The sequence below is a fragment of the Streptococcus mitis genome, from assembly GCF_019929545.1.
GTDB lineage: Bacteria > Bacillota > Bacilli > Lactobacillales > Streptococcaceae > Streptococcus > Streptococcus mitis_BU.
Genome location: NZ_JAHZPT010000006.1, coordinates 57,081 through 69,885 on the forward strand (window position 1 = coordinate 57,081; position 12,805 = coordinate 69,885).

The 12,805-nt window shown below is 40.9% G+C and carries 15 protein-coding genes; 12 read left to right on the forward strand and 3 right to left on the reverse strand.

The window, feature by feature from the left end:
• Positions 1-33: 33 nt before the first annotated feature.
• From hrcA to dnaJ, 4 genes are all read left to right on the forward strand, one after another.
• A complete protein-coding gene (hrcA, locus tag K1I71_RS03285; protein WP_000255759.1) occupies positions 34-1,068 on the forward strand; it encodes a heat-inducible transcriptional repressor HrcA in 1,035 nt (344 codons plus the stop codon).
• A 26-nt stretch (positions 1,069-1,094) separates the two neighbouring features.
• Positions 1,095-1,619 (forward strand): nucleotide exchange factor GrpE, encoded by a 525-nt coding sequence (gene grpE / locus K1I71_RS03290; RefSeq protein WP_000046038.1) that lies wholly within the window; start codon positions 1,095-1,097, stop codon positions 1,617-1,619.
• Positions 1,620-1,871: 252 nt separating this feature from the next.
• Positions 1,872-3,695, forward strand: coding sequence for a molecular chaperone DnaK (gene dnaK / locus K1I71_RS03295; protein WP_000034667.1), 1,824 nt, complete (start codon positions 1,872-1,874; stop codon positions 3,693-3,695).
• Between the two features lie 329 nt (positions 3,696-4,024).
• A complete protein-coding gene (gene dnaJ / locus K1I71_RS03300; protein ID WP_223330218.1) occupies positions 4,025-5,161 on the forward strand; it encodes a molecular chaperone DnaJ in 1,137 nt (378 codons plus the stop codon).
• Between the two features lie 26 nt (positions 5,162-5,187).
• Here the strand turns inward: dnaJ and K1I71_RS03305 are convergent, their stop codons facing one another.
• Both K1I71_RS03305 and K1I71_RS03310 read right to left on the reverse strand, forming a co-directional pair.
• On the reverse strand, positions 5,188-5,475 hold the full coding sequence (locus K1I71_RS03305) for a hypothetical protein (protein WP_101776841.1): 288 nt from the start codon (positions 5,473-5,475) through the stop codon (positions 5,188-5,190).
• 9 nt (positions 5,476-5,484) lie between these two features.
• Positions 5,485-5,895 carry an HIT family protein gene (locus K1I71_RS03310; protein WP_001278317.1) on the reverse strand — a complete coding sequence of 137 codons (411 nt, stop codon included), beginning with the start codon at positions 5,893-5,895 and terminating at the stop codon, positions 5,485-5,487.
• 67 nt (positions 5,896-5,962) lie between these two features.
• Between K1I71_RS03310 and K1I71_RS03315 the strand changes: the two genes are divergently transcribed.
• Positions 5,963-6,694, forward strand: coding sequence for an ABC transporter ATP-binding protein (locus K1I71_RS03315; protein WP_050251578.1), 732 nt, complete (start codon positions 5,963-5,965; stop codon positions 6,692-6,694).
• Positions 6,691-7,740, forward strand: a complete 1,050-nt coding sequence (locus K1I71_RS03320; protein WP_223330219.1) for an ABC transporter permease — start codon at positions 6,691-6,693, stop codon at positions 7,738-7,740. The genes K1I71_RS03315 and K1I71_RS03320 overlap by 4 nt, the downstream gene beginning before the upstream one ends.
• A gap of 62 nt (positions 7,741-7,802) precedes the next feature.
• On the opposite strand, the gene K1I71_RS03325 is transcribed toward K1I71_RS03320, so the two are convergent.
• The gene (locus K1I71_RS03325) at positions 7,803-8,132 is read right to left on the reverse strand and encodes a hypothetical protein (protein WP_064276245.1); all 330 of its coding nucleotides are present in this window, start codon (positions 8,130-8,132) and stop codon (positions 7,803-7,805) included.
• Between the two features lie 276 nt (positions 8,133-8,408).
• Here K1I71_RS03325 and K1I71_RS03330 point away from each other — a divergent pair, with 276 nt between their 5' ends.
• The 6 genes from K1I71_RS03330 to K1I71_RS03360 all read left to right on the forward strand — a co-directional run bounded on the left by K1I71_RS03330 (position 8,409) and on the right by K1I71_RS03360 (position 12,793).
• Entirely contained in the window at positions 8,409-8,747 is a 339-nt protein-coding gene (locus K1I71_RS03330; RefSeq protein WP_150922867.1) for a LytTR family DNA-binding domain-containing protein, read from the forward strand.
• 4 nt (positions 8,748-8,751) lie between these two features.
• Positions 8,752-9,489: a response regulator transcription factor gene (locus K1I71_RS03335; RefSeq protein ID WP_223330220.1), complete on the forward strand. Its 738-nt coding sequence runs from the start codon at positions 8,752-8,754 to the stop codon at positions 9,487-9,489.
• A 13-nt stretch (positions 9,490-9,502) separates the two neighbouring features.
• Complete coding sequence (locus tag K1I71_RS03340; RefSeq protein ID WP_223330221.1) at positions 9,503-10,852, forward strand: sensor histidine kinase; 1,350 nt, start codon at positions 9,503-9,505, stop codon at positions 10,850-10,852.
• Positions 10,853-11,086: 234 nt separating this feature from the next.
• Entirely contained in the window at positions 11,087-11,278 is a 192-nt protein-coding gene (locus tag K1I71_RS09605; protein WP_260467943.1) for a hypothetical protein, read from the forward strand.
• A 907-nt stretch (positions 11,279-12,185) separates the two neighbouring features.
• Positions 12,186-12,545, forward strand: coding sequence for an immunity protein (locus K1I71_RS03355; protein WP_223330222.1), 360 nt, complete (start codon positions 12,186-12,188; stop codon positions 12,543-12,545).
• A gap of 50 nt (positions 12,546-12,595) precedes the next feature.
• A complete protein-coding gene (locus K1I71_RS03360; protein ID WP_031233153.1) occupies positions 12,596-12,793 on the forward strand; it encodes a bacteriocin in 198 nt (65 codons plus the stop codon).
• Positions 12,794-12,805: the final 12 nt, after the last annotated feature.

A 12,805-nucleotide genomic window follows, 5' to 3' on the forward strand; every position in this document is an offset into this window, starting at 1 on the left:
GTGCTAATCGATCAGACAGAAAGGAGTGATGAGATGGTTACAGAGCGTCAGCAGGATATTTTAAATCTGATTATTGACATCTTTACCAAAACGCACGAACCTGTCGGATCCAAAGCTTTGCAAGAGTCTATTAACTCTAGCAGTGCAACCATTCGTAATGACATGGCGGCTCTAGAAAAGCAAGGTTTGCTTGAGAAAGCTCATACTTCAAGTGGTCGGATGCCAAGTGTTGCTGGTTTTCAGTACTATGTGAAACACTCACTGGATTTTGACCGATTGGCTGAAAATGAGGTATATGAGATTGTCAAAGCCTTTGATCAGGAATTCTTCAAATTGGAGGATATTCTGCAAGAGGCTGCTAACCTACTGACAGACTTGAGTGGCTGTACGGTAGTAGCATTGGATGTTGAGCCGAGCAGGCAACGTTTGACAGCCTTTGATATCGTTGTTTTGGGCCAACATACAGCCTTGGCAGTATTTACCCTAGACGAGTCACGAACGGTTACCAGTCAGTTTCTGATTCCAAGGAACTTCTTGCAGGAGGATTTGCTGAAACTGAAGAGCATCATTCAGGAACGTTTCCTCGGCCACACCGTTCTAGATATTCACTACAAGATTCGGACGGAGATTCCGCAGATTATCCAGCGTTACTTTACAACAACGGACAATGTGATCGATCTCTTTGAACATATCTTTAAGGAAATGTTCAACGAAAACATTGTGGTGGCGGGCAAGGTTAATCTCTTGAATTTTGCCAATCTAGCAGCCTATCAGTTCTTTGACCAACCTCAAAAGGTGGCTCTGGAGATTCGTGAGGGGTTGCGTGAAGATCAGATGCAAAACGTCCGTGTTGCAGACAGTCAAGAGTCCTGTCTAGCTGATCTAGCGGTGATTAGTAGTAAGTTCCTCATTCCTTATCGGGGAGTTGGAATTCTAGCCATTATCGGTCCAGTTAATCTGGATTACCAACAGCTAATCAACCAAGTCAATGTGGTCAACCGTGTTTTGACCATGAAGTTGACAGATTTTTACCGCTACCTCAGCAGTAATCATTACGAAGTACATTAAGATTGAAATCATTAAAGGAGGCGAAAATGGCCCAAGATATAAAAAATGAAGAAGTAGAAGAAGTCCAAGAAGAGGAAGTTGTGGAAACGGTAGAAGAAACAACTCCTGAAAAGTCAGAGTTGGACTTGGCAAATGAACGTGCGGATGAGTTCGAAAATAAATACCTTCGCGCTCATGCAGAGATGCAAAATATCCAACGCCGTGCCAATGAAGAGCGTCAAAACTTGCAACGTTATCGTAGCCAAGACTTGGCAAAAGCGATTCTCCCTTCTTTGGACAACCTTGAGCGTGCACTCGCAGTTGAAGGTTTGACAGATGATGTGAAGAAGGGCTTGGAAATGGTGCAAGAAAGCTTGATTCACGCTTTGAAAGAAGAAGGAATCGAAGAAATCGCAGCTGATGGCGAATTTGACCATAACTATCATATGGCCATCCAAACTCTCCCAGCAGACGATGAACACCCAGCAGATACCATCGCCCAGGTTTTCCAAAAAGGCTACAAACTCCATGACCGCATCCTACGCCCAGCCATGGTGGTGGTGTATAACTAGTTTAGAAAACTTGACAAAATTTGTCCGAAACGACAATAAACTATGAAGAAAGATAAAATATATTTGGCTTTGCAATAGTGAGCGAAGCGAACCAAAGACGATACTCTTCGCCGTGGCGCTATTTGCGCAAACTTTGAGACCTTAGGCTCAAAGTTTAGTCAAAGAGATTGACGAAGTCAAGCTCTGACGGCGCCGCCACTTAAGAAGAGTATCAAAAAGAAAATAGAATATAAAATTTAAGGAGAAAAACACATGTCTAAAATTATCGGTATTGACTTAGGTACAACAAACTCAGCAGTTGCAGTTCTTGAAGGAACTGAAAGCAAAATCATCGCAAACCCAGAAGGGAACCGCACAACTCCATCTGTAGTCTCATTCAAAAACGGAGAAATCATCGTTGGTGACGCTGCAAAACGTCAAGCAGTTACAAACCCAGATACAGTCATCTCTATCAAATCTAAAATGGGAACTTCTGAAAAAGTTTCTGCTAACGGAAAAGAATACACTCCACAAGAAATCTCAGCTATGATTCTTCAATACTTGAAAGGTTATGCTGAAGACTACCTTGGTGAAAAAGTAACTAAAGCAGTTATCACAGTTCCAGCTTACTTCAACGATGCTCAACGTCAAGCAACTAAAGACGCTGGTAAAATCGCTGGTCTTGAAGTAGAACGTATTGTCAACGAACCAACAGCAGCAGCCCTTGCTTACGGTTTGGACAAGACTGATAAAGAAGAAAAAATCTTGGTATTTGACCTTGGTGGTGGTACATTCGACGTATCTATCCTTGAATTGGGTGACGGTGTCTTCGATGTATTGTCAACTGCAGGGGACAACAAACTTGGTGGTGATGACTTTGACCAAAAAATCATTGACCACTTGGTAGCAGAATTCAAGAAAGAAAACGGTATTGACTTGTCTACTGATAAGATGGCAATGCAACGTTTGAAAGATGCTGCTGAAAAAGCGAAGAAAGACCTTTCTGGTGTGACTTCAACTCAAATCAGCTTGCCATTTATCACTGCAGGTGAGGCTGGACCTCTTCACTTGGAAATGACTTTGACTCGTGCGAAATTTGACGATTTGACTCGTGACCTTGTAGAACGTACAAAAGTTCCAGTTCGTCAAGCTCTTTCAGATGCAGGTTTGAGCTTGTCAGAAATTGACGAAGTTATCCTTGTTGGTGGTTCAACTCGTATCCCAGCCGTTGTAGAAGCTGTTAAAGCTGAAACTGGTAAAGAACCAAACAAATCAGTAAACCCTGACGAAGTAGTTGCTATGGGTGCTGCTATTCAAGGTGGTGTGATTACTGGTGATGTGAAAGACGTTGTCCTTCTTGATGTAACACCATTGTCACTTGGTATCGAAACAATGGGTGGTGTCTTCACAAAACTCATCGACCGTAACACAACAATTCCAACATCTAAATCACAAGTCTTCTCAACTGCTGCAGACAACCAACCAGCCGTTGATATCCATGTTCTTCAAGGTGAACGCCCAATGGCAGCAGATAACAAGACTCTTGGACGTTTCCAATTGACAGATATCCCAGCTGCACCTCGTGGAATTCCTCAAATCGAAGTAACATTTGATATCGACAAGAACGGTATCGTGTCTGTTAAGGCTAAAGATCTTGGAACTCAAAAAGAACAAACTATTGTGATCCAATCTAACTCAGGTTTGACTGACGAAGAAATCGACCGCATGATGAAAGATGCAGAAGCAAACGCTGAAGCAGATAAGAAACGTAAAGAAGAAGTTGACCTTCGTAACGAAGTAGACCAAGCTATCTTCGCGACTGAAAAGACTATCAAGGAAACTGAAGGAAAAGGTTTTGACGCAGAACGTGACGCTGCCCAAGCTGCCCTTGATGATCTTAAGAAAGCTCAAGAAGACAACAACTTGGACGAAATGAAAGCAAAACTTGAAGCATTGAATGAAAAAGCTCAAGGACTTGCTGTTAAACTCTACGAACAAGCTGCAGCAGCCCAACAAGCTCAAGCAGGAGCAGAAGGTGCACAAGCAACAGGAAACGCAGGCGATGACGTCGTAGACGGAGAGTTTACGGAGAAATAAAATAGTCCAGTGGACTATTTTATCCCGAGCTTGAAAATCAGGCGAGTATAAGAAGAAATCCAGAGGTTGCAACCCAGCCTCTGTTTTTCGATAAAAAGGGTCTAAACCTGATTTATTTGGGGTTTGTCTCATCAATATGAAATACAGGAATTGACCCCGGACTAAATCGAGGTTTGATTCAAAATATCAATAGAAAGGAACAAGGGTGTTCGTAACTGAACACGGGCTACGGACTGTGCCAAAAAGATAGTTTTTTCTAGGACGCAAGCGTCCGTCGTCAAAACCCCTATTTTGGCTGTGTCCGTTTGACGCCCTTTGTATCTTGAATTATGAACAATACTGAATTTTATGATCGTCTGGGGGTGTCAAAAAACGCTTCGGCAGACGAGATCAAAAAGGCTTATCGTAAGCTTTCGAAAAAATATCACCCAGATATCAACAAGGAGCCTGGTGCTGAGGAAAAGTACAAGGAAGTTCAGGAAGCCTATGAGACTTTGAGTGACGACCAAAAACGTGCTGCCTATGACCAATACGGTGCTGCTGGAGCCAACGGTGGTTTTGGTGGAGCTGGTGGTTTCGGCGGTTTCGATGGGGCAGGAGGCTTCGGTGGTTTTGAAGATATCTTCTCAAGTTTCTTCGGCGGAGGCGGTGCTTCACGCAATCCAAATGCTCCTCGTCAGGGGGATGACCTCCAATACCGTGTGAATTTGACCTTTGAAGAAGCTATTTTTGGAGCTGAAAAAGAGGTTAAGTACAATCGTGAAGCAAGCTGTAGTACATGTAATGGCTCAGGTGCTAAGCCAGGAACAAGTCCAGTCACTTGTGGACGCTGTCATGGTGCTGGTGTCATTAACGTTGATACGCAGACTCCGCTTGGTATGATGCGTCGTCAAGTGACCTGTGATGTCTGTCACGGTCGCGGAAAAGAAATCAAAGATCCATGTACAACTTGTCACGGAACAGGGCATGAAAAACAAGCTCATAGTGTACATGTCAAAATCCCTGCTGGTGTGGAAACAGGTCAACAAATTCGCCTAGCCGGTCAAGGTGAAGCTGGATTTAACGGTGGACCTTATGGTGACTTGTATGTAGTGGTTTCTGTGGAAGCCAGCGACAAGTTTGAACGTGAAGGAACCACTATCTTCTATAATCTCAATCTCAACTTTGTCCAAGCGGCTCTTGGTGACACAGTGGATATCCCAACTGTTCACGGCGATGTTGAATTGGTTATCCCAGAGGGAACTCAGACTGGTAAGAAATTCCGTCTACGTGGCAAGGGAGCTCCGAACCTTCGTGGTGGTGCAGTTGGTGACCAATACGTTACCGTTAATGTCGTAACACCGACAGGCTTGAACGAACGCCAAAAAGCAGCGCTTAAAGAATTCGCAGCTGCTGGTGATTTAAAAGTCAATCCAAAGAAAAAAGGCTTCTTTGACCATATTAAAGATGCTTTTGAAGGAGAATAAAAGTAAAAAGAGCCACTCGGCTCTTTTTACTTATCTTCAGTTTCCTGTGCTTCTTTGATAACAGCTAGTCTAGTCTGGATATCTTTTTCCAAGACCTTAAACTTATAAGTCAGGTCTTCTTGGTATTCTTTGATGAGTTCTTTTTGCTGGTCGATGATTTGCAGGCTGTTTTGGATAATATCCACGTCATCCTTGATAGCTTGAACGCGGTCAGTGGTATTCAAGACTTCATCTGTGATGGCTTGGCGATTTTTTGTGACCAAATAACTTCCGGCTGCAGCTCCTGCAAATAGCAGTAGATTAGATAATTTCATGGCAACTCCTTAGGCGTTTTTGATGGTTTCAGCGACTTGAGCGAGTTTGTCAAAGTCTGGTTCGTGGGCGATAAAATCAATCTTGAGGTCATCGTCCGCACTGTAGCGAGGTACGAGGTGAACGTGGGTATGAAAGACGGTTTGCCCTGCGATTTCTTCACAGTTAGCAATGATATTCATACCAGCAGCCTTGGTAGCTTTCATGACTTTTTGAGCTACTTTTGGTACTTGGGCAAAGAGTTGGCTGGCGCTAGTAGCATCCATTTCCAAAAGATTGCGATAGTGTTCTTTTGGCACGACCAAGGTGTGTCCTGGAGTCACTTGAGAGATATCAAGAAAGGCAAGAACCTGCTCATCTTCATATACTTTTGAAGCAGGAATTTCCCCTGCGATGATTTTACAAAAAATGCAATCTGACATAAAATCTACCTCTACTGTATTGAATTTTGATATAATATAGCTACATTATACCAGATTTGGAGAAAATATGTTAGAAATTAAAAACCTGACAGGTGGCTATGTCCATGTCCCTGTCTTGAAAGATGTGTCTTTTACCGTTGAAAGTGGACAGTTGGTTGGTTTGATTGGTCTCAATGGTGCTGGTAAATCGACGACTATTAATGAAATTATCGGTCTGTTGACACCTTATAGTGGCTCCATCAATATCAATGGCTTGACCCTGCAAGAAGATGCGACAAGTTACCGCAAGCAAATTGGTTACATTCCCGAGACACCTAGCCTGTATGAGGAATTAACCCTCAGAGAGCACATCGAAACAGTTGCTATGGCTTATGGTATCGAGCAGAAAGTGGCTTTCGAACGAGTAGAACCTTTGTTAAAAATGTTCCGTCTGGACCAGAAATTAGACTGGTTTCCTGTTCATTTTTCAAAAGGGATGAAGCAGAAGGTCATGATTATCTGTGCTTTTGTGGTGGATCCGAGTCTTTTCATCGTGGATGAGCCTTTCCTTGGTCTTGATCCGCTGGCTATTGCGGACTTGATTCAGCTTTTGGAAGTGGAAAAGCAAAAGGGCAAGTCTATTCTCATGAGTACCCACGTGCTGGATTCGGCGGAGAAGATGTGTGATGCCTTTGTCATTCTCCATAAGGGTGAGGTGCGTGCCAAGGGTAATCTCCTGCAACTGCGCGAAGCCTTTGATATGCCTGAGGCTAGTTTAAATGATATTTACTTGGCTCTGACCAAAGAGGAGGAGCTATGAAAGACTTGTTTTTAAGGAGAAAGCAGGCTTTTCGTAAGGAGTGTGTCGGTTATCTGCGCTATGTGCTCAATGACCACTTTGTCTTGTTCCTGCTTGTTCTGCTGGGATTTCTAGCCTACCAGTACAGTCAACTCTTACAACATTTTCCTGAAAATCATTGGCCTATCCTTTTGTTTGTAGGTATTATCTCTGTTTTACTTTTGCTTTGGGGAGGAATTGCCACCTATATGGAGGCTCCAGACAAGCTCTTTCTCTTAGTTGGAGAAGAGGAAATCAAACTCCATCTCAAGCGTCAAACTGGCATTTCTCTAGCCTTTTGGCTCTTTGTCCAGACCCTTTTCTTGCTGTTATTTGCGCCCTTATTTTTAGCCATGGGTTATGGCTTACCTGTTTTTCTGGTCTATGTGCTTTTATTGGGGGTAGGAAAATATTTCCTCTTTCGTCAAAAGGCCAGCAAGTTTTTTACTGAAACTGGACTGGACTGGGACTATATTATTTCCCAAGAAAGTAAGCGTAAGCAAGTCTTGCTTCGTTTCTTTGCCCTCTTTACGCAGGTCAAGGGAATTTCAAACAGCGTCAAGCGTCGTGCCTATCTGGACTTTATCCTAAAGACTGTTCAGAAGATGCCTGGGAAGATTTGGCAAAATCTCTATCTGCGTTCTTATTTACGAAATGGAGACCTCTTTGCCCTCAGTCTCCGTCTGCTCTTGCTTTCCTTGCTGGCGCAGGTTTTTATCGAGCAAGCTTGGATTGCGACAGCAGTTGTGGTTCTCTTTAACTACCTCCTGCTCTTCCAGTTACTGGCCCTCTATCATGCCTTTGACTACCAGTATTTGACCCAACTCTTTCCACTTGACAAGGGGCAAAAGGAAAAAGGCTTGCAGGCAGTGGTCAGAGGATTGACCAGTTTTGTTTTACTTGTGGAATTAGTCGTCGGCCTTGTGATCTTCCAAGAAAAACTGGCCCTTCTAGCCTTGCTGGGTGCAGGTTTGGTTTTACTGGTCTTGTATTTGCCTTATCAGGTAAAACGTCAGATGCAGGACTAATATTGCTTATAAGGCACTAAAAAAGAAGTTGAGTTCAATTTTGTCTCAGCTTCTTTTATTTTTTACAAGATAATGGTTGGACCGTAAAGACTTAACTTGGTCTTGACTTGGTCAAAGTGGAAGCGGTCATAGGCCCGCCAAGCGGCGCGAGTTGGAGCATCTGGATCAAGAGCGCTGAGTCCCATGAGAAGACTGGAAGTCTGGTAAAATTTTTCCAGTTCAATCAAGACTCGATTGTCCACTGTCTCAGTCTTGGCTAGAAAACCAAGAATAGAGTCTAATTGTTCCTGAAAGCGGACGTCGTCAGCGGTTGCCTGTTTGCATGCTTGATAGGCTTTGTTTAAGTCAGTAATCAAAGTCTGAGCTCTTTTGATGGGGTCTGTGTCTGTCATGAAAATTCCTCCTTTAATCTGGGTGCCAGTCTTGGTTCTAGCAACTGTGTTTTGATACTGTTAGTCTACCATTTTTAGAGTTTTTTTCAGCCTCAAATCTTTAATTGTTCTTGAAATTTCCTGAATGGTACTGTTAAGATTTTATGATAAAATAGTTGTAAGCTCATCATGATGTTGTAGAAAAATAGTCCTTTTAGGAGTTTTCAAAGACTGTTTAGGATTGTATGTGCTTGTGTTAGACCTTTTCTGTTATTCTTTTCTTAGGAGGAGAATCCAATGAAACATATGATTATTCAGACACAGAAAACAGTCTATAAAGTAAACGTTGACGATATCTACTATATCCAAACACATCCAACTAAAGCCCATACCGTACAGATTGTTACAGAAGAGGCTAGTTTTAATATGGTTCAAAATTTAAGTAATCTTGAGAACCAATATGGGGAAAACTTGATGAGGTGTCATCGAAATTGTTTGGTCAATCTTGATAAATTAAAATCGATTGATTTTCAAGAAAGAATCCTTTTTCTCGGAGAAGAAGGTCAATACGCTGTCAAGTATGCCAGACGTCGCTATAGAGAAATTCGTCAAAAATGGTTGAAAGAAGGAGAGTAAGAAGATGAGAATATTTGTTTTAGAAGATGATTTTTCCCAACAAGCTAGAATTGAAACGACCATTGAGAAACTCTTGAAAGAACATCATATCACTCCCAGCTCTTTTGAGGTCTTTGGCAAGCCAGACCAACTGCTGGCAGAGGTGCATGAGAAGGGGGCGCATCAGCTATTCTTTTTGGATATTGAGATTCGAAATGAGGAGATGAAGGGTCTGGAAGTGGCTAGAAAGATTCGGGATCGGGATCCGTATGCCTTGATAGTCTTTGTGACGACTCACTCGGAGTTTATGCCCCTGTCCTTTCGCTACCAAGTGTCTGCTTTGGACTACATTGATAAGGCCCTTTCGGCAGAGGAGTTTGAGTCTCGGATCGAAACAGCCCTTCTCTATGCCAATAGTCAAGATAGTAAAAGTCTGGCGGAAGATTGCTTTTATTTTAAATCAAAATTTGCCCAATTCCAGTATCCTTTTAAAGAGGTTTACTATCTCGAAACATCGCCCAGAGCCCATCGTGTTATTCTCTATACCGAGACGGACAGGCTGGAATTTACAGCGAGTTTAGAGGAGGTTTTCAAGCAGGAGCCTCGTCTCTTGCAGTGCCACCGCTCTTTTCTCATCAATCCAGCCAATGTGATGCATTTGGATAAGAAAGAAAAACTGCTTTTCTTTCCCAATGGTGGAAGTTGTTTGATCGCGCGTTATAAGGTCAGGGAAGTGTCTGAGGCTATTAATAACTTACACTGAGCTAGGAGAATTTATGAATATTGCTTGGATATTATTATATACACTTATTACTAATGGGCTAGAAATTGTCATTTTCTTTAAGGTAGATGGAATTGGTCTCACTTTTGAGAGGATTTTTAAGGCCTTTCTTTTTAGGATACTGTTGGCCGTTGTTTTTGTAATGATTAGCTATATAGTAGGAAATACTTACCTATCTTATTTCACGAACCCCTTGTACGGCATAGGCTTGTCTTTCTTATTGTTAAGAGGGTTTCCTAAAAAACTCCTTTTCTTTTATGGTCTCTTTCCAATGATATTGGTGAATCTCTTTTATAGAGGTCTTTCTTATTTTGTGCTTCCATTTTTGGGACAAGGGCAAGTACATGATGATTACTCTTTGATTTGGTTGTGTATAATAATTTTCAATTTCTTCATTTCTCTAGCCTTTTTGAAATGGTTGGACTATGATTTCACTAGCTTGAGAAGGGAGATTCTTGATACAGGTTTTCAAAAGTCCCTGACTAAAATTAACTGGATAATGGGGGCTTACTATTTGGTGATACAAACTCTGTCTTACTTTGAATATGAGCAAGGTATTCAATCAAAGACTGTTCGCTATCTCATCCTAGTGTTTTACCTCCTCTTTTTTATGGGGGTTATCAAGAAATTGGATACCTATTTGAAGGACAAACTCCGTGAGAGACTGGACCAAGAGCAGACCTTGCGCTACAGAGATATGGAACGCTATAGTCGGCATATAGAGGAACTTTACAAGGAAGTACGGAGCTTTCGCCATGACTACACCAACCTCTTGACCAGTTTACGTCTGGGCATTGAAGAGGAGGATATGGAGCAGATAAAAGAGGTCTACGACTCCGTCTTAAAGGATTCTAGTGAAAAATTGCAGGACAATAAATATGACCTTGGACGATTGGTGAATATTCGTGATAAAGCCCTCAAAAGTCTTCTGGCAGGGAAATTTTTAAAAGCTAGGAATAAGAAGATTATCTTTAATATCGAAGTTCCAGAGGAGATTCAGGTCGAGGGGATGAGCCTGCTTGATTTTCTAACCATTGTGTCTATCCTTTGTGACAACGCTATTGAAGCCAGTGTAGAAGCTAGTCAACCTCATGTTTCAATTGCTTTTTTAAAAAATGGAGCACAGGAGACCTTTATCATTGAAAACTCCATCAAAGAAGAGAGCATCGATATTTCTGAAATCTTCTTCTTTGGAGCAAGTTCTAAAGGGGAGGAGAGAGGAGTTGGTCTTTATACCGTCATGAAAATTGTGGAAAGTCATCCCAATACCAGCCTGAATACCACCTGTCAAAATCAAATCTTTCGTCAGGTTTTAACGATTCACTCGATGTCAGTTGATGATTAGAAGATTTGTGAAAAAGAAGTACTGCCCAAAGTCATCAATTAAAATGCCATAGTATATGAGGTATCCTATATGAATAAGAAATCCTTTTTTATCATCTGTTCTACGTTGATTATAGCATCGAATCTTCTCATGATTTCCGTGGTGAATAAGGGAGAAGAAACGGGGAGTAATCTGTTTGTGATTGCTATAGCCTGTGTTATGTTACCATCATTCTTATATGCGGTTGAGAACCGAATGGCTTCTTTAATTCGGACAGGGTCAGTAGCTTTACTCTTATTGACAGTATTGTCTTTAGTCCGTCTTGTCAACAGAATAGAGAGGACGCCTGAAATTCTCAACATTATCATTACCCTCCTGGTTTTGGCAGGTGGGACAGCCTGTATCCTGGTTGCGATTATGAGAATATATGAGAACAGACGGAAGTGAGGGTGGATAGTTTTCGATTTTGTATTTTCACATTGTTAAGTTTCCTTAGGGCAAGTATGTTTTTCATGCTTGCTTTTTTAATTTTTTACAATTCAAGATGTTTTGATGACCATTTATGATTTGGATGGAAAATGTTAAAAAATAGTAGTATACTAACCTTATTAAGGTTGTAATAGGACGAAAGTAAAAAGAGGTATTCCTCGTGAATGCAAAAACAATGTTACAATTGTCTATTATGGTTGCTTAACGGCTTAAGCCTGCATGTAGAGGAGCTGTACTTGGAGGTAATTATGGATTTCAAAAGTTTTCTTATTGTTTTTGTTGTTGGTATGTTTGTTTCTTTTATTACTTCTTTAATTAGGGAAAAATTTTTAAAATCTCCAAAGAAGAATAAAGATAGATCTAATTAGATAAAGAGATTTTTTATCGCTAGTTTAATCTACAGGGGAGTTTCTTTAATATTGTTTCGCCTGTCAAAATGATATGTGATAGCAGGATAAAAAATCTACAAATTAAGTTGGTATCAATATGGTGTAAAGGGCAAGTATGTTTTTCATGCTTGCTTTTTAAATTTTTTACAATTCAAGATGTTTTGATGACCATTTGTGATTTGAGTGATCCAAGGTCGAAATGAGTGCTATACTAGCAGTGTAAAGGTTGTGGCTAAACTAATATAAAGCATACATTTAGGAGGAAATCTTATGAAGAAAAAAATACTGATCGTTTTCGTTCTGTATCTGATCATGTCTATCTTTCTTTATCCGCTTAGAGAGAGTATTTGGTATAATACATTTTATACCATAGCCTATTTGATTGCAGTTAAGATCTATTTTGCTTTAACTAAAAAGAAAGGAGCAAAGAAATGAAAGCTTTTCTTGCTAAAAAACGGAACATCTTCCTTACGTGATTGTTCCTAGGTCAGTTGCCCTTGCTTGTCTCTACTTATCTATTTCTATCTCGTCAGTTTTTAAATTTTTCTGTAGTTCTCCAATTTCTTTTGGTGGTTATTAACTTAGCTTCCATTTTGGTCACTGTTTACCTCACTAGGGAAATGAGGATAAGAGAATTTGAAGATGATGATTTGGTTAGTCCTAGAACCAATCAACTCATGTATATCGGCTTGACAGGCTTTATGTCTATTATTTGTTTGTATAGGGGTATCACAGCAGGAGAATTCTATCAACAATTAATTGCCTACATTGGTGCTATTCTCTGCTTGCTTATCATGCTTCTGCTCATTTGGGGCTTGAAGTATTATAAAAAGTAGGGGCTAATGAAGTTTTTGTTATGAATACAAAAACGATGTCATAATTTGAAATGATGGATACTGAGATGCTTGCGAAAGTTGAAGGAAGTTTCGGAGGTTGGGGAGATATGCTTTCTGGTTTATTGGGTGGGCTAGCACCTTCTCCAATTTTGGATCAATTAAATGGTAAGTGGCCTATTATACATCTTTCAAAACCATGTAGTCCTTATGGTATAGGGGGAACTCCAAACTCATGTAATGGTATTTAAAAAGGATTGAAG

Bases quoted from the DNA above. Each gene is read 5' to 3' on its own strand.
- hrcA (WP_000255759.1), top strand. From the start codon at position 34: ATGGTTACAGAGCGTCAGCAGGATATTTTAAATCTGATTATTGACATC.
- grpE (WP_000046038.1), top strand. From the start codon at position 1,095: ATGGCCCAAGATATAAAAAATGAAGAAGTAGAAGAAGTCCAAGAAGAG.
- dnaK (WP_000034667.1), top strand. From the start codon at position 1,872: ATGTCTAAAATTATCGGTATTGACTTAGGTACAACAAACTCAGCAGTT.
- dnaJ (WP_223330218.1), top strand. From the start codon at position 4,025: ATGAACAATACTGAATTTTATGATCGTCTGGGGGTGTCAAAAAACGCT.
- K1I71_RS03305 (WP_101776841.1), bottom strand. From the start codon at position 5,475: ATGAAATTATCTAATCTACTGCTATTTGCAGGAGCTGCAGCCGGAAGT.
- K1I71_RS03310 (WP_001278317.1), bottom strand. From the start codon at position 5,895: ATGTCAGATTGCATTTTTTGTAAAATCATCGCAGGGGAAATTCCTGCT.
- K1I71_RS03315 (WP_050251578.1), top strand. From the start codon at position 5,963: ATGTTAGAAATTAAAAACCTGACAGGTGGCTATGTCCATGTCCCTGTC.
- K1I71_RS03320 (WP_223330219.1), top strand. From the start codon at position 6,691: ATGAAAGACTTGTTTTTAAGGAGAAAGCAGGCTTTTCGTAAGGAGTGT.
- K1I71_RS03325 (WP_064276245.1), bottom strand. From the start codon at position 8,132: ATGACAGACACAGACCCCATCAAAAGAGCTCAGACTTTGATTACTGAC.
- K1I71_RS03330 (WP_150922867.1), top strand. From the start codon at position 8,409: ATGAAACATATGATTATTCAGACACAGAAAACAGTCTATAAAGTAAAC.
- K1I71_RS03335 (WP_223330220.1), top strand. From the start codon at position 8,752: ATGAGAATATTTGTTTTAGAAGATGATTTTTCCCAACAAGCTAGAATT.
- K1I71_RS03340 (WP_223330221.1), top strand. From the start codon at position 9,503: ATGAATATTGCTTGGATATTATTATATACACTTATTACTAATGGGCTA.
- K1I71_RS09605 (WP_260467943.1), top strand. From the start codon at position 11,087: ATGGCTTCTTTAATTCGGACAGGGTCAGTAGCTTTACTCTTATTGACA.
- K1I71_RS03360 (WP_031233153.1), top strand. From the start codon at position 12,596: ATGATGGATACTGAGATGCTTGCGAAAGTTGAAGGAAGTTTCGGAGGT.